This is a genomic window from Fodinibius sp. SL11 (assembly GCF_052060035.1).
In the GTDB taxonomy this organism is placed as follows: domain Bacteria; phylum Bacteroidota; class Rhodothermia; order Balneolales; family Balneolaceae; genus Fodinibius.
The window spans coordinates 149,172-169,372 of the sequence record NZ_JBPOEA010000003.1; the positions used below are offsets into that span (position 1 = coordinate 149,172).

The 20,201-nt window shown below is 43.1% G+C and carries 16 protein-coding genes; 7 read left to right on the forward strand and 9 right to left on the reverse strand.

Features of this window, described 5'->3' with window-relative positions; all coding sequences use genetic code 11:
- Window positions 1-9: 9 nt before the first annotated feature.
- The 3 genes from ACQ76V_RS06130 to ACQ76V_RS06140 all read right to left on the reverse strand — a co-directional run bounded on the left by ACQ76V_RS06130 (window position 10) and on the right by ACQ76V_RS06140 (window position 3,909).
- On the reverse strand, window positions 10-1,686 hold the full coding sequence (locus tag ACQ76V_RS06130; RefSeq protein WP_440999605.1) for an amidohydrolase: 1,677 nt from the start codon (window positions 1,684-1,686) through the stop codon (window positions 10-12).
- Window positions 1,687-1,779: 93 nt separating this feature from the next.
- Entirely contained in the window at window positions 1,780-2,241 is a 462-nt protein-coding gene (locus ACQ76V_RS06135; RefSeq protein WP_440999606.1) for an NUDIX domain-containing protein, read from the reverse strand.
- Between the two features lie 15 nt (window positions 2,242-2,256).
- Window positions 2,257-3,909: a CTP synthase gene (locus tag ACQ76V_RS06140; RefSeq protein WP_440999607.1), complete on the reverse strand. Its 1,653-nt coding sequence runs from the start codon at window positions 3,907-3,909 to the stop codon at window positions 2,257-2,259.
- A gap of 163 nt (window positions 3,910-4,072) precedes the next feature.
- Between ACQ76V_RS06140 and dnaE the strand changes: the two genes are divergently transcribed.
- Together dnaE and trxA are read left to right on the forward strand one after the other, a co-directional pair.
- Window positions 4,073-7,555, forward strand: a complete 3,483-nt coding sequence (gene dnaE / locus ACQ76V_RS06145; protein ID WP_440999608.1) for a DNA polymerase III subunit alpha — start codon at window positions 4,073-4,075, stop codon at window positions 7,553-7,555.
- Between the two features lie 118 nt (window positions 7,556-7,673).
- Window positions 7,674-8,009 (forward strand): thioredoxin TrxA, encoded by a 336-nt coding sequence (gene trxA / locus ACQ76V_RS06150; protein WP_440999609.1) that lies wholly within the window; start codon window positions 7,674-7,676, stop codon window positions 8,007-8,009.
- Between the two features lie 87 nt (window positions 8,010-8,096).
- Here the strand turns inward: trxA and ACQ76V_RS06155 are convergent, their stop codons facing one another.
- Window positions 8,097-8,510 carry an ATP-binding protein gene (locus tag ACQ76V_RS06155; protein WP_440999610.1) on the reverse strand — a complete coding sequence of 138 codons (414 nt, stop codon included), beginning with the start codon at window positions 8,508-8,510 and terminating at the stop codon, window positions 8,097-8,099.
- Between the two features lie 58 nt (window positions 8,511-8,568).
- Entirely contained in the window at window positions 8,569-9,876 is a 1,308-nt protein-coding gene (locus ACQ76V_RS06160; RefSeq protein WP_440999611.1) for a Glu/Leu/Phe/Val family dehydrogenase, read from the reverse strand.
- 324 nt (window positions 9,877-10,200) lie between these two features.
- On the opposite strand from ACQ76V_RS06160, the gene ACQ76V_RS06165 reads away from it, so the two are divergent.
- The 3 genes from ACQ76V_RS06165 to ACQ76V_RS06175 all read left to right on the forward strand — a co-directional run bounded on the left by ACQ76V_RS06165 (window position 10,201) and on the right by ACQ76V_RS06175 (window position 12,827).
- Complete coding sequence (locus ACQ76V_RS06165) at window positions 10,201-10,698, forward strand: HNH endonuclease (protein WP_440999612.1); 498 nt, start codon at window positions 10,201-10,203, stop codon at window positions 10,696-10,698.
- A gap of 114 nt (window positions 10,699-10,812) precedes the next feature.
- Window positions 10,813-11,943: a tRNA 2-thiouridine(34) synthase MnmA gene (mnmA, locus tag ACQ76V_RS06170; RefSeq protein WP_440999613.1), complete on the forward strand. Its 1,131-nt coding sequence runs from the start codon at window positions 10,813-10,815 to the stop codon at window positions 11,941-11,943.
- A 128-nt stretch (window positions 11,944-12,071) separates the two neighbouring features.
- A complete protein-coding gene (locus ACQ76V_RS06175; RefSeq protein ID WP_440999614.1) occupies window positions 12,072-12,827 on the forward strand; it encodes a DUF4412 domain-containing protein in 756 nt (251 codons plus the stop codon).
- 74 nt (window positions 12,828-12,901) lie between these two features.
- Here the strand turns inward: ACQ76V_RS06175 and ACQ76V_RS06180 are convergent, their stop codons facing one another.
- Window positions 12,902-13,768 carry an anti-sigma factor gene (locus ACQ76V_RS06180; protein WP_440999615.1) on the reverse strand — a complete coding sequence of 289 codons (867 nt, stop codon included), beginning with the start codon at window positions 13,766-13,768 and terminating at the stop codon, window positions 12,902-12,904.
- A gap of 87 nt (window positions 13,769-13,855) precedes the next feature.
- Here ACQ76V_RS06180 and ACQ76V_RS06185 point away from each other — a divergent pair, with 87 nt between their 5' ends.
- Window positions 13,856-15,037: a metallophosphoesterase gene (locus ACQ76V_RS06185; protein ID WP_440999616.1), complete on the forward strand. Its 1,182-nt coding sequence runs from the start codon at window positions 13,856-13,858 to the stop codon at window positions 15,035-15,037.
- A gap of 66 nt (window positions 15,038-15,103) precedes the next feature.
- Here the strand turns inward: ACQ76V_RS06185 and ACQ76V_RS06190 are convergent, their stop codons facing one another.
- The 3 genes from ACQ76V_RS06190 to ACQ76V_RS06200 all read right to left on the reverse strand — a co-directional run bounded on the left by ACQ76V_RS06190 (window position 15,104) and on the right by ACQ76V_RS06200 (window position 19,631).
- Window positions 15,104-17,194 carry a thioredoxin domain-containing protein gene (locus tag ACQ76V_RS06190; RefSeq protein ID WP_440999617.1) on the reverse strand — a complete coding sequence of 697 codons (2,091 nt, stop codon included), beginning with the start codon at window positions 17,192-17,194 and terminating at the stop codon, window positions 15,104-15,106.
- Window positions 17,195-17,638 (reverse strand): methylglyoxal synthase, encoded by a 444-nt coding sequence (locus ACQ76V_RS06195; protein ID WP_440999788.1) that lies wholly within the window; start codon window positions 17,636-17,638, stop codon window positions 17,195-17,197.
- Between the two features lie 145 nt (window positions 17,639-17,783).
- The gene (locus ACQ76V_RS06200) at window positions 17,784-19,631 is read right to left on the reverse strand and encodes an adenylate/guanylate cyclase domain-containing protein (protein WP_440999618.1); all 1,848 of its coding nucleotides are present in this window, start codon (window positions 19,629-19,631) and stop codon (window positions 17,784-17,786) included.
- A gap of 134 nt (window positions 19,632-19,765) precedes the next feature.
- Here ACQ76V_RS06200 and ndk point away from each other — a divergent pair, with 134 nt between their 5' ends.
- A complete protein-coding gene (ndk, locus tag ACQ76V_RS06205) occupies window positions 19,766-20,197 on the forward strand; it encodes a nucleoside-diphosphate kinase (protein ID WP_440999619.1) in 432 nt (143 codons plus the stop codon).
- Window positions 20,198-20,201 lie beyond the last annotated feature (4 nt).

Here is a 20,201-nt window from a genome sequence, read left to right on the forward strand (position 1 = left end):
TTACCCTATTTATTCGTCTGCAGAATATACTTTTTTGCCCGCGATCCAGGTTTCGAGCACTTTTGTTTGCCAGATCTCAATTTCAGGAACTTCGAAAAAATCGCGATCTACAAGAATAAAATCAGCCCACTTACCCGGCTCTAAACTACCAATTATATCCTCCTGATGGGCTGCGTAAGCCGCATCCAGCGTAAACGAACGGAGGGCCTGCTCACGCGTTAAACGTTCAGATGGATACCAACCGCCTTCGGGATTCCCTTGATGATCTTGCCGTGTTATCGCTGAATATAAACCAAAAAAAGGATTCACATGTTCCACCGGAAAATCTGATCCACCAGCTACAGTTGTGCCCTGATCAACAAATGTTTTCCAGGCATAACCGCCCTGTATTCGTTCAGAGCCCACCCGATCTTCTGCCATATTCATATCACTGGTAGCGTGAGTCGGCTGCATAGAAGCAATAATATTCAACTCATTAAACCGAGGTATATCTTGCTGAGAAACAATCTGTGCATGTTCAACCCTGTTTCGAAGCCCCTGTTCACCGAGGCTATCCTTTGCATTTTCAAACGCATTCAATACTTGCCGGTTGGCTGCATCCCCGATAGCATGGATATTAGTTTGGAATCCATTTGACATCGTTTTTAACACCATCTGGTTCATTTCCTCTTGGGAGTGGAACAACAATCCGGTATTCCCGGGATCATCGGCATAAGGCTCCAGCATAGCCGCCCCACGACTCCCCAATGCACCATCACCATAAATTTTCACACTTCGCAATGCCAGCCGATCCTCCGCGTATGACGTAATGGGACCATTCTTAGCAAGCTCATCAAAGGTATCGCCGGCACCACTGATCATCGCATAAATGCGTGTGGATAAATTACCTTCATCAGCGAATTTTTTATAAAGCTGCCAGGTTTGTAATGAAGTTCCGGCGTCATGAACACTTGTCATTCCTTTGCTGCGCATCCGTTCCAATGCCAATTCCAATGCCATCTGTTGTTCCTCAGCTGTTGACTCAGGAATATGCGAATTAACAAGTTGTTCAGCTTCATCTACAAAAACACCCGTAGGCTCTCCGTTTTCATCACGTATTATTTTTCCTCCTTCAGGGGATTTGGTCTCTGCAGTAATACCGGCTATTTCCATCGCCTTACTATTTGCCCAGCCGGCATGACCATCAACCCGACTCAACCAAACGGGACGATCGCTTACGACCTCATCGAGATCTTTGGCCGTGGGAAAATCGCCATCCCCCCAATGCGTATTATTCCAACCTCGTCCCTCAATCCAATTTAAATTTGGGTTTTCAGCAGCATATTCCTCGATATGTGCCAAAGCTTTATCCAGGGATTTAATCCCCATCAAATCTACATTCATAAGCATATTGCCTAATCCCATCACATGCGCATGAGCATCAATTAGACCGGGCAGCATAAACTTTCCTTCGCCGTCTATAACCTCAGTAGAAGCATCGTCAGTGAAGGTAGTATCACTATAAACATCTACTACTTTACCGTCTTTGAACTCAAGTGCCCCAAACTGCATCAGATCACCGTCATAAAAGGTATATCCTTTCACATTTTGGATCACTGTAGTTTTCGGACTTTGATTACTTTGGCACGAATATCCTACAAAGGCCACACACAAAATAGCTATAACTGGAAGGCGAAGATTGAACATAAGAACAGATGCAGTTAAAAATTAAGCTTCTAAATTTATGACAATACCATTAGGATTAAAAAACGGATTATCTATCCTAACTGATAAAGAGTCTTAGAATACAGGATACTTAAACCGTTGATCCCAATGCTGGAGTTTTTCTTCAAGTCCGGAAGGGGCAAACTCTATCTCTTTTAATTTATTGAGAGGAATCCATTCTAAATCGTGTAGCAGCTGGCGATCCCAAGATAACTCCGGATCTTTGCCGAGCTTTTCGTCGCCGCCTGTTTTTTTGACTTCGAAAAAGCACTCCACAGCATGATACGGCTTACGCAACAACTCATTCACATGTATCAACTCGTGGACTTCGACCGAAAGATTGGTTTCCTCTTTAAACTCCCGTTTCAAACAATCCTTCATCGGTTCGCCGAAAGTAAGTCCGCCACCCGGAGGCATCCAAACCAACTTATCGGTAATAGGAGAATGAATCTGTGCCAATAAAACTTCATCATTTTGAATCAGTAATCCGCAAATACGTACTCGTAACTTATTAATAAATCCCTGATCCAAAGACATAGCCGACCTCTTTTTTTAATCAATAACCACTTTTTTTCGTTTTACCGGCACACTTAAATCATGCTCTTTGGCATGTTCGAGGGCAGACTTTACAAAATCCACAAACAGCGGCTGAGGATTATTTACCGTCGAGCAATATTCGGGATGAAATTGTACTCCCACAAACCAGGGATGATCGGGTATTTCTACAATTTCCACAAGATCGCGCTCAGGATTAAAACCGACCAGATCCATTCCATCTTCCACCAATTTATAGCGCAGATTGTTATTCACTTCGTAACGGTGACGGTGACGCTCCTTTACAAGTTCTTCGCCATACGCTTCATATGCTTTAGAACCTTTTTTGATCTTGCAATCATAAAGCCCTAACCGCATCGTACCGCCTTTGTCTTCTATATTTTTTTGATCCGGCATCAGGTCAATAATCGGATACTCCGTGTCTTCATCAAACTCCGTACTGTTGGCTGTTTCCCATCCACATACATTGCGTGCAAATTCGATTACGGCACACTGCATACCCAGACAAATCCCAAGGTATGGGATATCATTTTTGCGGGAATGATTAGCAGCAGCCAACTTGCCGTCGATACCGCGCCCCCCAAATCCCGGGGCCACTAATACACCGGATATGCCTTCCAGTTTGGAACTAATATTTTCAGCTGTCAAATCATCGGATTGCAGCCACCGAATATTTACCTCACAATCGTTAACCGCCCCTCCGTGAATCAGCGCTTCCACTATAGATTTATAAGCATCGTGATGCTCCACATATTTACCGACAAGGGCGATGGTTATTTCGGTGGATGGATTACGAATGGCCTCAACAAAACCCTTCCACCGTTCTAAATCCGGATCACCGGCTTCAAGCTTCAGCTTTTCAATTACCCGCTCATCAAGTCCTTCATCCTGCATCAAAAATGGAACCTGGTAAATACTTTCAGCATCCAGCGACGCGATTACATCATCATACTCCACGTTACAGAACTGGGCAATTTTATTACGGATGGTATCATCCAGCTCGTATTCCGATCGTGCTACAATAATATCAGGTTGCAATCCACTTTCGGAAAGTGTTTTTACCGAGTGCTGTGTGGGTTTCGTTTTTAGCTCACGCGCTGCCGATAGATATGGTACCAACGTTAAATGAATAGAAAGCGTATTTTGACGTCCCACATCGTACCGAAGCTGACGAACAGCCTCAATATAAGGGAGACTTTCAATATCGCCCACCGTACCGCCAATCTCGGTAATCACTACATCGTAATCCCCGGATTCACCCAGTTCAACAATATGCGACTTAATCTCATCGGTGATATGCGGAATAACCTGCACGGTCTTTCCCAGGTAGGCCCCCTGACGTTCTTTAGAAATAACGTCGTTATAAATACGTCCGGTCGTTACATTGTTTTCTTGGGATGTTTTGATATCCAGGAAACGCTCGTAATGCCCCAGATCGAGATCGGTTTCTGCACCGTCTTCGGTTACATAAACCTCTCCGTGTTCGTAGGGGTTCATCGTGCCGGGGTCCACATTAATATATGGATCCAACTTCTGTACCGTCACGCTCAAACCGCGTGCAACCAACAGACGACCCAGCGATGCGCAAATAATTCCCTTTCCCAGTGAAGATGTAACTCCGCCCGTTACGAAGATATACTTGGTGGACATATCAGATCAGTTTGATTAGGTAAAACTAAAAATAGAATGTTTCCGCTCAGCATTCAAATGCGAATAAGTGATTTTTTAAATTAATCCCGAAATACTGCTTAATTTTGTCGGTCAGGAATAGTATTATTATTCCAATCTAAGGATCAACAGAAAAGCCTCCTCAATGAATTTCTCACACCTTCATAATCACACGCAGTTTAGTATGCTTGATGGTGCCGCGAGCATCGAGCAGCTGATTAAGAAATCCAAAAAACACGGTATGCCCGGGATCGCTATTACCGATCACGGTAATATGTTTGGGGTACCTGAATTTGTCAATACGGCCAACAAGCATGACGTAAAGCCTATTATCGGCTGCGAGTTTTATATTACCCCGTCGGGGATGGAAGACAAGAAAGATCGTACCCGATACCACCAGGTTCTTCTGGCTAAAAATATGACGGGCTACAAAAACCTATCTAAATTGTGTTCGCTGGGCTACACCGAGGGCATGTATTACAAGCCGCGTATTGATAAGCCGACGCTGGCCGAGCATTCTGAAGGACTTATTGCCACCACCTGTTGTATTGCCAGTGAAATTAATCAGACGATCATCAATAAGAGTGAAAAAGAGGCACGCGCCCTTTTTGAGTGGTATTTGAATGTATTTGGGGATGATTATTACATTGAGCTACAACGGCACGGGCTCAATGATCAAGACCACTGTAATGAAACTCTGGTCAAATGGTCGAAGGAATACAATGTGAAAATGGTGGCCACGAATGATTGTCACTATGTAAACGAAGAGGACTCCGAAGCCCATGATATTCTGCTGGCCCTGCAGACCAATGCCGATATTAACGATCCCAACCGATTTCGCTTTACGGATGATAACAACAACCTGAATACCGATTTCTACCTGAAAACGCCCGAGGAGATGGAGGAGTTGTTCAGTGATCTCCCCGAGGCTATAGATAATACCAATGAAATTATCGAGAAGGTTGATAATATTGATCTGAGCTCAGAGCTGCTTCTGCCGCACTATAGCATCCCCGACCAGTTTGGTTCGATGGATGAATACCTAAGGCATATGACCTATGAGGGAGCTAAGGAAAGGTACGGGGAAATCACCCAAGAGATTAGCGAACGTATCGAACAGGAGCTTGGCATCATCAGCCGGATGGATTTTTCCGGATACTTCCTTATCACCCAGGACTTTACCACCGAAGCTCGTAATCGGGACGTATTCGTTGGGCCCGGACGTGGTTCTGCCGCAGGCTCAGTTGTGGCCTACTGTTTGGGGATTATAAATGTGGATCCCATGCGGCATGATCTGCTGTTTGAGCGTTTTCTGAATCCCGAGCGGGTAAGTCCGCCGGATATCGATATCGACTTTGACGATAGTGGCCGACAGGAAGTGATCGATTATGTTGTAGAAAAGTACGGTCGGGAAAAAGTAGCACAAATCGTTACCTACGGCACGATGAAAGCCAAAACGGCCATCCGTGATGTGGGACGAGTGCTGGGCGTTCCTCTGGAGGAAGTCAACCGCATTACCAAACTGTTTCCTGATCAGCCCGGCGTTAATACCTTTGATAAGGTTCTGAATCCCTCGAAAAACCCAGAGTCGGCCAAAGATATTAAACAACTTTTTGATCATCCCGACCCACAAGTGCAAAAAATGATGCGTTTTGCACGAACGCTTGAAGGGTCGGCACGACAAACAGGTATCCATGCAGCGGGGGTCATTATTGCACCGGGCGAAATTAGTGAATACGTACCGGTGGCGCTATCTAAGGATAAGGAATTAATTACCCAGTACGACGGACCGCACGCTGAGGAGTGTGGCTTGTTAAAAATGGATTTTCTTGGGCTCAAAACTTTATCTATCCTCAAAACATCTATTAAGTACGTTGAGAAAAATCACGGCATTCACTACGAGCTGGATGAGATACCCGAGAATGATGAAAAGACGTTTGAACTGTATCAGAAAGGAAATACGGTTGGCACCTTCCAGTTTGAGTCGGACGGAATGCGGAAATACCTTCAGCAGCTGAAACCGACGGAGCTGGATGACCTTATTGCGATGAACGCACTTTATCGTCCGGGCCCCATGCAGTTTATTCCCGAGTATATCGATCGCAAACACGGACGTACAGAGGTCGAATATCCACATCCCGATCTCGAAGAACTCCTGGAGCCGACCTACGGTATTATGATTTATCAGGAGCAGATTATGAAGGCCGCTCAGAAAATTGCCAACTACTCACTCGGTGAAGCTGACTTGCTGCGACGAGCGATGGGCAAGAAGAAGAAAAAGGTAATGGATGAACAGCGCGCTATTTTTACTGAGCGTGCGATCGAAAATGGGGTCTCCGAAGAGAAGGCCGAGGAACTCTTCGATATTATGGCTGAGTTTGCCAACTACGGCTTTAACAAATCACACTCAGCGGCCTATTCCGTGGTGGCCTATCAGACAGCCTTTTTTAAGGCCAATTACCCGTCTGAATATATGGCAGCGGTGCTCAGCCATAACATGGGTGACATCGACAAGGTCTCGAAGTTTATTGAGGAGTGTAATCGTATGGGTATTACCGTGGATGCTCCCAATATAAATAGCGGCCAGGGTAAGTTTGTGGCTGTTGACGGTCGCATTCAGTACGGCATGGAGGCTATTAAAGGGGTAGGCTCTAATGTGGTAGAAGAAATTGTGAAGGAGCGAGAAGAAAACGGCAAGTTTGAATCCATTTATGATTTTGCACGCCGCGTTGATTCCAGCGTTTGTAATAAGAGAACACTGGAAAGTCTTTTCCAGGCCGGAGCTTTTGATGAGTTGAACCCCAATCGGCGACAACTGCTCCAACACATGGAGATCTTGCTCAGCTACGGATCGCGTGTTCAGGAGATGGAAAACTCCAATCAATCTGATTTGTTTGGCGGCGATGGAGGTAATGCTTCAGCGATTGACGAGCCTAAGCTGGAACCCGTACAACAGTGGTCAAATATTGAGCGGCTCAATAAAGAACGCGAGCTCATTGGTTTTTACCTGAGCGGTCATCCGCTGGATAAATTCCAAGAGGATGTAAATATGTTTTGCTCGCATACCCTTGATTCGGAAGAGCTGAATCAACTTAACGACGGTACAGAAGTGCGCGTAGCCGGTATCATTACACAAGTAAATCGCGTGACCGACAAAAAAGGGCGACCTTTTGCTTTCCTTGAGATGGAAGATCGAAATGGCAAGGTGGAAGTTGTTACATTTAATGAGGTTTATGATCGCTGCCTGGGTATGATTCAAGAAGATACTCGTGTGGTCGTTGATGGTAACTTTGATTCATCCCGCGGAAAATTGCAGGTTATTGCCAATGGTTTTGAACGTATTGAAAGCATGCGTGAGAAATATCAGGATCAGATTGAACTAAAGCTGGATATTGACACTAATTATATTGATACGAGTGATCTGGAGCAGATGGCAAAGCTCTTCAAAGAGAATCAGGGAGAAACCAATGTGCGTTTTAATGTGTTAAGTAGTGAAGCCAAACGTCCATTTGCCATGCACGTGCGCAAGTTTGTAATTGATCCCAATGAAGAGCTGCTGGATGGACTCAAATCCATCGTTGGAAAAGATGCAGTGGAACTTAATCGCTATAATGGGAATGGCAGGTAAGATAAATTTTGATAATGCGTTCTATAGTAAGAAATGATGTGATAATTGGATAAGATTATCCGATATTGGTATCGTTGTATTGAAGGCTATATAAATAACAATTAATGAAGATAAGATTATGAGTAAAGCAATAGAATTAACTGACGATTCATTTGAAGATGAAGTCATCAATGCTGATTCTGACAAACCTGTACTGGTAGATTTTTGGGCAGAATGGTGTGGCCCTTGCAAGATGGTTGGCCCTGTTGTAGAAGAGCTGGCTGGTGAGTTTGAAGGAAAAGCCAAAGTTGGCAAAGTAGATGTGGACTCAAATCCTGAAACTTCTACCAAGTATGGTATCCGAAGCATACCATCGCTGTTAATTTTCAAAAATGGCGAAGTGGTTGATCAAATTGTTGGAGCTGTGCCTAAAGCTCAGCTTAAAAAACAATTGGAAGCCCAGGTTACCAATTAACAACAGGCTAAATTTATCCTATTTAAAAGGCGATGAAGTTGAAATCAATTTCATCGCCTTTTTTATCTCTAATACCTGCAGTCAGCTTTAAAGCTGAAACGTTATCGTAGCCTTACTTCCGCCTTTCGAAAAGGTGAGATCATCGGCGTATTGTTCGATCAGATAAACGCCTCGTCCGCCTTCGTTTAATAAATTCTCCTCTTTAAGGGGATCGGGGATTTCTGTGGGGGCAAACCCTTCTCCTTCATCTTCCACACTAATAGTAAGTGTCCGCTTTTCTTCATCCAAGGTTGAAAGTACCACCACTTTTTTCTCCGGATTCTCATTATTGCCGTGCATAATGGCATTATTCACGGCTTCGCTAAGCGTAAGCATAATACGACTGGAATCTTCATCACTAAAACCAGCCCACTGCTTCAGCTCATCAATATACGGCTCTAACCGTTTCATCTCGTCAAACTTGGAATTTAAAACAAGTTTTTTTGAATCAGTTTTTGACATAAACGAAAGATATACGAAGGGATGCCGATCACTGAAAATCCCTAAATTGAAAAAACTACTAAGCGTAAAGTCCGCGCAGTTTCAACGTCATGGCCACTTTATTAATTCCGAAAACATAAGCCGCTTGCCGCAAGGTAATGTCATACTGGTTTCGTACTTCAAAAAGGTTATCAAAAGCATTGCGCATCATCCGATTAAGGCGACGATTAACGCGCTCTTCGGTCCAGAAGTATCCCTGGCGATCTTGCACCCATTCAAAATAGGAAACGGTTACTCCCCCGGCATTTGCCAAGATATCGGGTACAACCATAATACCTTTATCTTCGAGAATAGAGTCAGCATTTGCTGTAACAGGCCCATTAGCCCCTTCAGCAATAATTTTGGCATTAATATCACCGGCATTTTCACGATTAATCTGATCCTCTTTTGCGGCGGGGATCAATACATCGCACTCCAACTGCAATAATTCTTCGTTGGTAATTTTTTCAGCCTCGGAATACCCCTCAAGAGAATTATCATGATTTTTGGCATACTCCATCGCCTCAGGTATATCAATGCCGTTTTCGTTGTAATAACCACCTGTTATATCACTAATGGCAACAACTTTGGCCCCCTGCTCATACATCAGTTTGGCACTTACAGAACCGACATTACCAAATCCCTGAACGGCGACTGTGCACTTATTGGGCAAAATACCCATCTTATTAAGTGCGGCCAATGTAACCGTTACCACACCACGACCTGTTGCTTCTTTACGTCCGTGCGAACCGCCCAAAATAATCGGTTTCCCGGTCACAACTGCCGTTTCTGTTTTATGAGCATTCATGCTATAGGTATCCATCACCCAAGCCATAATCTGCTCATTGGTATTCATATCCGGCGCCGGGATATCACGATCAGGACCAAATACCTCAAGCATATTAGCTGTATAACGACGTGTCAACCGCTCCAGCTCACCGTCTGAAAGCTGTTTAGGGTCAACGCGCACCCCACCTTTGGCACCGCCAAATGGTACATTAACAATTGCACACTTCCAGGTCATCCAGGCCGCTAATGCGTTGACTTCTTCAAGCGTTACATCCGGAGCATAGCGGATGCCTCCTTTTGAGGGTCCCAGCAAATTATTGTGGATAACGCGATATCCTTCAAATACACGAATGTCTCCACTATCCATAACAATGGGAATGGAAACGGTAACCTGTTTAACGGGACTTGCTAAATATTGGAACATTCCCTCATCAAGCTCAAGAACTTCCGCGGCAAAACGGAAACGTTCTAACATCGATTCAAAAGGGGATTCCTCATCAAGCTTTGGTCCCGGCTCCTTATAATAACCGGTGGTATACATATTTTTGTTGTAAGGCATAAATTAAGATTAAAAAATCTGATCTTGTTTCTGTTCGATACTACAAAAAGTCAAAGTCTATGATGTTCATTGACAGTCAGCAATTTTGAGAGACGGAAAGGTATAAAAAAAATATTAGATGATATAGGTAAGATTTTTTTTAAAGCTTATTAGTTTTTCCGGCTTAAAATCATAAATCATTAAAAATTCATTCTCCGATTTATGCATGACAGCATGTTGCATTTGAATAAAATTTAATGTTGATTCTACACATTAAACATTCAAGATGAACGTTATTACAACTTTTTGGGTCAAATTTCATTGCTGTAATTTAAAATAGATGCTATGGACGCAAATGTTCTGGTATTAAATAAAGATTACCAACCGCTCAGTATTTGTTCGGTTCACCGCTCGGTAAAGCTTTTATTCTTGGATAAAGCCGAACTACTGCATGACTATCCCGAGCGAACCATCAGCACAGTTTCCGAGGATTTCTCCTATCCGTCTGTAATCAGATTGCGTCGATACATTAACATCCCCTACAACAAAATTGTATTGTCGCGTCATAACATTATGAAGCGTGATCACAAAACCTGTCAATATTGTGGATCATCAAAAAATCTAACCATCGACCACGTATTGCCTAAAAGTCGCGGTGGCAAAGATACGTGGGAAAACCTGGTTACAGCTTGTAATAGCTGCAATGTCGAAAAAGGAAATCGAACGCCCGAAGAGGCTAAAATGCCCTTAACCCAAAAACCTTTTCGGCCTATCCATATCACCTTTTTGCAATCTATACTCGGCGGGGTTCAGGACGACTGGAAGCCCTACCTGTACATGTAATATATCCCCCTTCTTTTCACCTTCTGCCCACAAATTCTCTTCATAAAAAATACATAAAAAAATCTTATCTTCGAGGTTCATTCACACTTTTCAGATTACAATTGAATCAATAAAATGAGTAGCAAAGGACGAGTATTAGTAGCTATGAGCGGAGGTGTTGACTCCTCAGTGGCAGCTGTTATGCTCAAAGAACAAGGATACGATGTCATCGGAATTACGATGAAAACGTGGGATTATTCCCGGGTAGGCGGCAAATCGGATAAAGAAACCGGTTGCTGTACTCTTGAATCTATGAACGATGCACGACAAATTGCTGTCAAGCATGGTTTCAAGCATTTTATCGTAGATATCCGTGACGAATTCGGAGATTGGGTCATTGATCGTTTTGTGGATGACTATATGAATGGACGTACACCCAATCCCTGCGTTTTGTGTAACACACATATCAAATGGGCCGCATTGCTACGGCGTGCAGACAACCTCGGTTGCGATTATATTGCCACCGGTCACTATGCAAATGTACGTGAAGAAAACGGACGATATGTTATCTCCAAAGGACTTGATCCCAAAAAAGATCAGTCTTACGCACTATGGGGCGTTGAACAAAAGCATTTAGCTCGAACTATATTTCCGCTGGGAAGCTACGAAAAAACAGAAATTCGCGATATGGCCGAAGAGTTTGGACTCACGAAAGTCGCTGATAAGCCAGACTCCTACGAAATTTGCTTTGTACCCGACGATAATTATCGGCGATTCTTAAAAGACCGCGTTGATGGACTTGAAGAACGTGTCAAAGGCGGTAAGTTTGTCGATCAGGAGGGAAATATTGTGGGCGAACACGAAGGATATCCTTTTTACACCATTGGCCAGCGCCGCGGTTTAGATCTGGCACTCGGCAAGCGTGTGTACGTCACCGATATTAATCCGGAAACCAATGTTATCACCATTGGTGAAAAAGAAGACTTGGTAGCAACTACCTGTAAAGCAAAAAATATCAACCTTAGTAAGTACGGTGAAGTACCCGGTGGCGAAATGGAAATTACCGGAAAAATTCGGTATAACGATGATGGTGTCATTGGCCAGCTAAAACAACTGGGCGATGACGAAATCGAAGTCACCTTCCCCACCGGACGCGAAGCCATTACTCCCGGTCAAGCGGTTGTCTGTTACGAAGGCGATGATGTTGTGGGTGGAGGCTGGATCCACAAAGTAAATGTGGATACCAACATTCTGCAAGAAGCATAATCTTTGTTATTATCAAACGTTAGATAGCCTGCTCGTTAATTCGGGTAGGCTTTCTTATTTTAGTGAAACTTGTTTTTCTTATTGGTGTAAAAAGATAAAACGTAATTACCATCTAACTTTTTTTGATCATGAAAAAAGCTTCCTATTATCTATCGGCTATGCTATTGGTTGCTTCTTTTAGCCAGCAACCTGCCTCTGCACAATTCGAAGGTAAGATAACCTTCGACAATTACAACTATTCATCAGAAGGCGTTGAGCAAAAGGACGATAATTTTACACTGTATGTAACTTCGGAGCGTATTTTACTGCAGGGCGAAAAGAAATACGACTTCATGGAATCTATTCAAACAGAAGGGGTATTGGTTCGCCTCGACTTCGAAGATTTTGTCTTTTTGACTGGCAGTAATGAAGCTCTCAAAATTTCCAAAACGGATATTACATCCATGATGAATATGTTTGGAAACGGCCAGAGCGCTAACAAAGCAGCTGACAAAGCCGACAATATTGATTATGAACGTACCGGTGAATCAGCGACTATTCACGGCTATCAGGCAGACAAATTTATCTTTCGTGATGATGACGAACCCAACGAACACACCGAAGTATGGATGACCAATGAGCTTGATGTAAACTGGGGCATGTTGGCCGAATCATGGACCGGCAGTGCAAAAACCATTATCAGCAGCCTGCCTACGAATCTTGTATTCAATGAAAAGTATTTCCCTTTAAAAGTCGAAGTGTTTGAAAACGATCAGCTGGTATCAAAATTGGAGGCTACCGAAGTAAACACCTCAACCATTGCCAAAGCCATGGTACAGGTTCCTTCAGGTGTTAAAGTACTTAGCTTTCAGGATTACCTCTTTCAAAAAATGAGCCGGCAGTAAAAATAGTTTTGAGATATGAGTATTGAGTAGCAAAACCCTTAGTTCACGGTTTTCTATTCAATACTCACTACCAACTACTTTCCGAAACTTCCCATCAGGTGCATTTCGCCATCCGGCTGAGAAGACTCACCATCAGACTCCAACGTAACAGCAAAGGAAAAATCCTTTCGATTATTCAAGCCATCCAAATTATCGGCTATAAATAAAGCATTTCCATTATTATCAATCGAAAATGACTTAATATTAATGGCTTTACTATCTAAAATAGCCCAAAACTGATATTGGGCATTTGGTCCAGGATCTGGGAGCTCAGCAAGGCGCACAATCGCCCTGTTATTTTGCGAATCCCAAATCACGTTTCCATAGCCGAAGGGATTCGCTTCCATGCCCAGTAGCCTCACCACATGCAGCTGACGAGATTTCGTCACCGCAAGCATCTCTTGTAGATCTCCGATCGTATTCTCAAGATCGGCAATCTGCTCCTCTTGTCTATCAATTATATTCTCTTGAGCACTAATCTCCGATCGCAGCGAAAAAGCATAAAACACCAAACTCAAGCAAATAAAACCCAGAACAATAGACAGAACTAACGTAAGTGATACGCTGGTTTCCTCCGCATCAACAACTTCATTTTCAACCTCCTCATCTGACTCTTCCTTCGTAACTGCATGTTGCTTAGAACGCTCCTTTGCCTTTCCATCCCAGTCCTCAACAGCTGCAAGCAACTGTTGCCTAAGATCCTCTGGCGAAGGATTATCCTTGTCAGAAAAAAGCAGTTCATTCCCCTTCGATCGCATCCGTTGGTATAATTCTCGCTGAGAATCAGTCGCCTCGTCCAGCATCTCCTCGAATCGCATGCGCTCATCCTGTTCAAGAATATTCAACACATAATCCGCACAAAGCTCTTTGAACGTTTCACTATCCGGTTGTTGTTTAGCCATCGCAAAATGTATATTTGATGAATATTACATAGGTCACTATTTACGTATAGATATCAGAAAATAACCAGAACCTAAAAACTATTTTTCGTGCCCTGGCTTCTAAGAATGACACTCGTGGTAGCCGTCATAATGCTACCCGCCATACTTTACCTATCATTTCGCTATTACGCAACAAGCAAATCATACATTCATTCAACCACCGCCAAGCTGCTGGCCCCGGCACTGTTTCTCTCCTTTTTCACCTATCCACTCGCGGGGATCATCGACTTTTACACCACCGGTACCATTGATCTACTCGGCTATCCCCAACCCCTAACATATTGGTTTTGGTTTGGTCTCATTTTCGTATTCCAGCTGGTAACCTGGGTCATCTTTTTTGATCTTATTAAGATGGCCATGAACAATTTTTATGGGGATAAAAACATCATTAGCCGGTGGCATCCTCATATAATCGTAACACTATTTGCAGCTATATTCCTGTTCACTGCAACAAAAACCTACCTCCACACAACCCAGGTAGAAGCAAAGCAAATCACCATTCCGGTAGAAAACCTACCCGAATCGCTCGAAGGATTTACAATTGTTCATATTACTGATATCCAGGGTGATGAATATACCGGTCGGACTGAGATCCAAAATTACATCCGAAAAGTAAACAATCAGAAGCCAGATCTTGTCATTTTTACGGGTGATCTCATTTCTTACGGCACCGATTTCATCAAGATGGCTGCCCAGGAATTTGGTAAAACCACATCAACCTACGGGACGTTCGCCATCGTGGGTGACCATGATTACTGGGCCGGAACTCCCCATGTAGAAAAAGCATTAACCAAAGAAAATATACCACTGCTGCAGGATGAAAATCACACGATCCCAATTGATAGTAGCAACAATATTACGATCACTGGTATAACCGAAGTGTACAGCAAAAAATCGAACCCCACTACCGTCGATTCATTAACCAAAAACAGCGCTAACAGTGTGCTTAAAATATTCGCCTCTCACCAAGTAAATGACCAATTAATTGCAAAAGCGCAGCAACAAAGCTACAATCTCATGCTGGCCGGTCACACCCACGGTGGACAAATTCATGTGCCATTCATGGGGATGAACTTCTCAGCCTCGCAGCAAGAAACCAAATACATACAGGGGCTTTACCAAGAAAACCATCTGCCGATCAATGTAAATAATGGGCTCGGCTTTACGCTGGCCCCCATTCGATACGGAGCTCCACCTAATATCTCGGTGATTACATTGCAAAAGAAATAAAATCTAACTTCGTACGCACCATAGAAATTAACCGGTTAAGCTTTCAAGAAGCGACAACTTTGATACTTAATCCTCTCTGATCAACCTCATCATTTTACGCGGATCATTTGTGGGCAGCTCACATGTATAATTTTGGCACACATAAGCAGTAGGCTCACCATTTTGCATCCCGAAATCTGATAGATACGGTACTAAGTCCTGTATAAGATCATCTTGTGGATCATTAAGTATCACTACCGAACGGGGTAAAAAATGATTGTACAACGGATGTATAAATGCATCAGAATAATCCCGAGAACCGGCAATGATGATTTCTCGGGAATCTCCTTCTACAAAATCCACACTTTGCAGAGCTGCCCCAAAGCTCGTTGGGGTCTGTTCAATACTTTTAGTAAATAATTTTAGCGATTCATCTGCCATCTGCTCCCACTCCGTATTCCCGATCATTCGTCCTAATCGCAGCAGATTCATCATAGCAATAGAATTCCCCGACGGCATAGCACCGTCATAAATCTCCTTCTTTCGACCCAGCAGCTCCTCGGCAGATTCATTGGTAAAGTAAAATCCTCCGCTTTCTTTATCCCAAAAGCCCTTGATAAGCTGTTGGTTCAATGAAACAGCATATTGTAAATATTCCGTTTTAAAGGTCGCTTCATATAACTCAATGAGCCCCCAAATCACAAAAGCATAATCATCGGCATGACCGTCAATGGCTACTTCTCCATTGCGATAACGATGTTTAAGACCACTATCCTCCACTAACAGCTTGTCTTTAATAAACCTCCAGCACTGCTCTGCTTTAGCAATATAATCTTGATTATCAAACACCGATCCCGCCTTGGCCAGTGCCGCCATTATCAATCCATTCCAATCGGTGAGAATCTTGTCATCAAGCAAAGGATGCACGCGTTTTTGGCGCTGCTTTAATAATTTTTCTCGAATTGCTGCTAAGGTCGAACGTAGCTTTCCAGGCTTCATCTCCCGCTCTTGGGCAAGTTCTTTAAACGACTTCTGAAGGTGCGGGATATTCTTGCCCGTTTTCCGACCGGTGGCCTCATCATGATAATTCCCCTCGTCGACCAGGTTATAAGCTTCGATAAAAAGCTCCGCTTCCGACATTGGTAACATTTCTCTGACCTCCTCGGTGCTCCACACATAAAACTTACCTTCCTCCCCTTCACTGTCAGCATCTTCGGCAGAATAAAACCCACCATCTTGATCCCGCATCTTTCGCATCAGGTAACTGCAGATTTCATCCACCGTCTGCTTAAATAAATCGTTCTTGGTAAACTGCCACCCTTCGGTATAAGCTATAAGCAGCATCGCTTGGTCGTAGAGCATCTTTTCAAAGTGTGGCACCAACCATTTCCGGTCCGTCGAGTAACGGTGAAATCCACCGCCCACCTGATCAAAAACGCCGCCCATTCTCATGCAGGTCAGCGTTTGCTCAACCATTGCCAACGCTTTTGAATTCTGATAACAATCTGCATAACGAAGCAAAAACATGAGATTATGTGGACTTGGAAACTTTGGAGAGGTACCGAACCCCCCAAATCGCTGATCAAACTGTTGCTCATATTGATAATATGCCTCATCTAAAATATCACTGTCCCAACGGTCTGATGCATCAAATACCGTAGATTTCTGAAAAGCAGTGACAATTTCATCGGTAGAATTTATAATCTTCTCCCTATCATTTTCCCAAAGCTTAGAAATCCATGGAATAAGCTCCCGCATCCCGGGCCGCCCTTGTCGTCCGACTTTGGGAATATAGGTTTCTGCATAAAACGGTTTTTTATCAGGAGTCAAAAAAACGTTGAGCGGCCATCCGCCACTACCGGTAAGCATCTGGCACACCAGCATATAGGTATTGTCAATATCAGGACGCTCCTCACGATCTACTTTTATATTCACAAACGTCCTATTCATCAATTGGGCAACCTGCTCATCTTCAAACGACTCATGCGCCATTACATGACACCAGTGGCAGGTCGCATAGCCAATAGATACCAGCACCGGCTTATCTTCCTCTCTGGCCTTTTCAAAGGCCTCATTACCCCACGGGTACCAATCTACCGGATTATCAGCATGCTGCAACAAATACGGACTGGATTCTTTTGCCAGGCGGTTTTGATTGCGACCAGAAGAATCACTCATCTACTTTTTATCTACATCTTTAGAAAAACGTTCGCTGTAATCTACAATAAACCGATCGTACTCTTCATCAATAAGCTCTGACGAAATAAGAAAGTCGGCCGAAGATCGGTTACAGGCCATCGGAATGTTATAAAGTACACCAATTCGCAGCAGCGCTTTAACATCTACATCATGTGGTTGAGCCTGCAAGGGATCCCAGAAGAAGATCATCATTTCGATCTTATTTTCTGCAATAGCGGCTCCAATCTGAAGATCTCCCCCTAACGGGCCGCTGTTAAAACGATTCACTTCCAATCCTACCGTATCAGCGATCATCTTACCCGTTGTTCCTGTCCCAAACAACTTGTGCTTTGAAAGCGACCCTTTGTTAAAATCACACCAATCGATCAAATCCTTCTTACGATGGTCATGGGCAATGAGAGCAATATTTTTCTTTTTTTTCATCTTTTTTGCTCCGGGTGCAACAGGCTGCTGAGATTTTGCTTTTACGTTCATATCAAATATATAATTTTAAAAATAGTAGATTCAGCGGTTAAGCTACGGTAAGTATAGATAGCTCTCAAATACAATTTTATCCGGAAAGCAAATACTAAATTGCCAATCGAAGAGGTGAATCACTGATTTGGAGACGTTTGATATCAAACGATTCTTTTGCGAATCCCTTAAGACGAATACTCATATCCTCACTCCTTTCCTTGTTGTCAAATTCCTCAAGCACATCTTGCAAACTATGCTTATTAAATACTTTCTGTGATATAATAAGCTCGTTTTCTGAGGCAGAATCTACAAAGCGTGAAGCAATATTAACCGTTGATCCAAAATAATCTATGCGGCTATTGAGATTAGCAGCCACACAACTTCCATGATGAATACCTGCCTTAAGTCGTAAATCATCGGTAAAGCGTTCATCATCCGATATTATTTTCTGGGCCCTGAGATAAGCTCGCAATGCCTGATCAGGTTCACAAAATACCGCCATTACCGAATCCCCAATAGTTTTAACAATGGCACCATTTTCTTTGGCAACCACCTGATGTAGTATTTCAAAGTGATCAATAACCTGTCCAACAGCTTTGTCATCTCCCTCCTCGTTATACATGCCAGTTGAATCAAACAGATCAGTAAACATAAACGTCAGATTATCCACCGAAATCTTCTCTCCCTTTCGTAAGACTTCATCCGCAAATAGATTGCGAAACAACTGTGACGAAGTAGCCTGGGCAGCACTTATTCCATGCAAAGACCAACTTTTGCGCTCCAGAGTGATTAGCTTATTTTCATTACTGGTATTCTCGATACTTAAATTCGGACTGTTCGAAATGTGTGCTTCCTCACCGGTCAACCCTGTAGCAGTGATGTTAATATGAATCGTATCATCCCCCTCTTCATCAACATATACCGTTGCCGTGCCCATTGACTTCGTTGACCGCAAAATATATTCACCGTCAGGTAAGTCTGTCATCAAATAGCGTTTTTCTCCGGGCTTTATATACTGCTGAAAAAACACATGCGATTTCTGTTGTGGACCGCGAATGCAATATTGCTCTTTGTTTATTTTACGTACCAGTGGATGTGGTCGAAAACTAAGCTGCACTGTTTTGTTGAAATTGACTTTAAATTCTTGCTCACATTCATCGCAGTAAATCGGCTCGTGAATCTGATTCAAGGTTTTAACCGACTCTTGAATACTTCTGCAAGAAGGACAATACAGGTCCCAGTTAAAATTTAGCAAATTAGCTTTGGCTGCATGGATAAAAACCTCAAAAACCTTCTCTTGGGGTACTTCCCACAGCTCAGCAAGTGTGCGTGGAGAAATTTGCTGCAGATCCAGATCATCAGCATGACAAATAAATTTTATTAACCGCCTCAACACTGCCGTATCTACCTGGCTATTATACAGCCCTTCCTTAATCTGCTCAAGACGTTTTTTACCACCACGCACCAGCCTTTTTTTCTTGGCAGTTTGATAGTGATGCCGATTACTTACGGCTAACCGATCGTAGGTATCAATTACATTCTTTAGCCGACGTTTTAATAACGTTTTAAGTTTCAGGGTAGTCCAAAACGAAAGGAACTTATTACGGGGAATAGCCCACAGCTTAACAATCAATCGGGTGCCCGTTTTAATTTCTTTTAAATCAACCTGCATTTTTAAATCCTTGTACGCTCCAGATTGGTAATGCCGAACAACGCCAAACCTATAGGGATATTCCCACTCAAAAGGTTCTTCTTCCCAAACCTCATAACGGTTGATACCATTGTAGGAAAGCTGAATCAAATCCTGATCCACCGACTGAGTAATATGAGCCTTCTGTATGCTCGGCTGTTTTAAATCCTTAAACAAACGGTTCGTATCAGTAATAAATGGCCAAATCTCACGTGGTAAAGCATTAACCTGCCAACTCCATGATAATTGTACCGTCTTCTGATCAACCATTGATGCCCGATTACTTTAGAAGTAAAAAACCATTCACAATCGACTTCGTGAATTAGTGTAGTAAGCGTTATATTTACGTCCTTTATTTAAAAGAGCACAGAAATCCTAAACTGTTACAAATTTACAATTACTTTATGGCAGTAGAACGAACTCTCACAATTCTAAAACCAGATTGCGTACGAAAAAATCTAATTGGCGAAGTTACCCAGCGTATCCAAGAGGCCGGATTTCGTATTGTTGCGATGAAAATGACTCGTCTGACCAAAGATACTGCTGGCGGATTTTATGCCGTTCACAAAGAACGACCTTTTTTCGATGAACTTGTTGAGTTCATGAGCAGCGGTCCCTGCATACCCATGATTCTCGAAAAAGAAAATGCGATCGAAGATTTCCGTGAATTTATCGGTGCTACCGACCCCAGTGAAGCCGAAGAGGGGACGATCCGTGCGGATTTTGCAGATAGCGTAGGAGAAAATATAATCCACGGTTCCGACTCTGTTGAAAACGGCAAAAAAGAAGCCGCTTATTTCTTTTCTGAAGCTGAAGTAGTGGCTAACAAAGCCTAACAAA

Excerpts from the sequence above, each read along its gene's own strand:
- ACQ76V_RS06190 (WP_440999617.1), bottom strand. The coding sequence starts at position 17,194 with ATGAGTGATTCTTCTGGTCGCAATCAAAACCGCCTGGCAAAAGAATCC.
- ACQ76V_RS06165 (WP_440999612.1), top strand. The coding sequence starts at position 10,201 with ATGGACGCAAATGTTCTGGTATTAAATAAAGATTACCAACCGCTCAGT.
- ACQ76V_RS06130 (WP_440999605.1), bottom strand. The coding sequence starts at position 1,686 with ATGTTCAATCTTCGCCTTCCAGTTATAGCTATTTTGTGTGTGGCCTTT.
- ACQ76V_RS06135 (WP_440999606.1), bottom strand. The coding sequence starts at position 2,241 with ATGTCTTTGGATCAGGGATTTATTAATAAGTTACGAGTACGTATTTGC.
- mnmA (WP_440999613.1), top strand. The coding sequence starts at position 10,813 with ATGAGTAGCAAAGGACGAGTATTAGTAGCTATGAGCGGAGGTGTTGAC.
- ndk (WP_440999619.1), top strand. The coding sequence starts at position 19,766 with ATGGCAGTAGAACGAACTCTCACAATTCTAAAACCAGATTGCGTACGA.
- ACQ76V_RS06175 (WP_440999614.1), top strand. The coding sequence starts at position 12,072 with ATGAAAAAAGCTTCCTATTATCTATCGGCTATGCTATTGGTTGCTTCT.
- ACQ76V_RS06140 (WP_440999607.1), bottom strand. The coding sequence starts at position 3,909 with ATGTCCACCAAGTATATCTTCGTAACGGGCGGAGTTACATCTTCACTG.
- ACQ76V_RS06160 (WP_440999611.1), bottom strand. The coding sequence starts at position 9,876 with ATGCCTTACAACAAAAATATGTATACCACCGGTTATTATAAGGAGCCG.
- ACQ76V_RS06200 (WP_440999618.1), bottom strand. The coding sequence starts at position 19,631 with ATGGTTGATCAGAAGACGGTACAATTATCATGGAGTTGGCAGGTTAAT.
- ACQ76V_RS06180 (WP_440999615.1), bottom strand. The coding sequence starts at position 13,768 with ATGGCTAAACAACAACCGGATAGTGAAACGTTCAAAGAGCTTTGTGCG.
- ACQ76V_RS06155 (WP_440999610.1), bottom strand. The coding sequence starts at position 8,510 with ATGTCAAAAACTGATTCAAAAAAACTTGTTTTAAATTCCAAGTTTGAC.
- dnaE (WP_440999608.1), top strand. The coding sequence starts at position 4,073 with ATGAATTTCTCACACCTTCATAATCACACGCAGTTTAGTATGCTTGAT.
- ACQ76V_RS06195 (WP_440999788.1), bottom strand. The coding sequence starts at position 17,638 with ATGAAAAAAAAGAAAAATATTGCTCTCATTGCCCATGACCATCGTAAG.
- trxA (WP_440999609.1), top strand. The coding sequence starts at position 7,674 with ATGAGTAAAGCAATAGAATTAACTGACGATTCATTTGAAGATGAAGTC.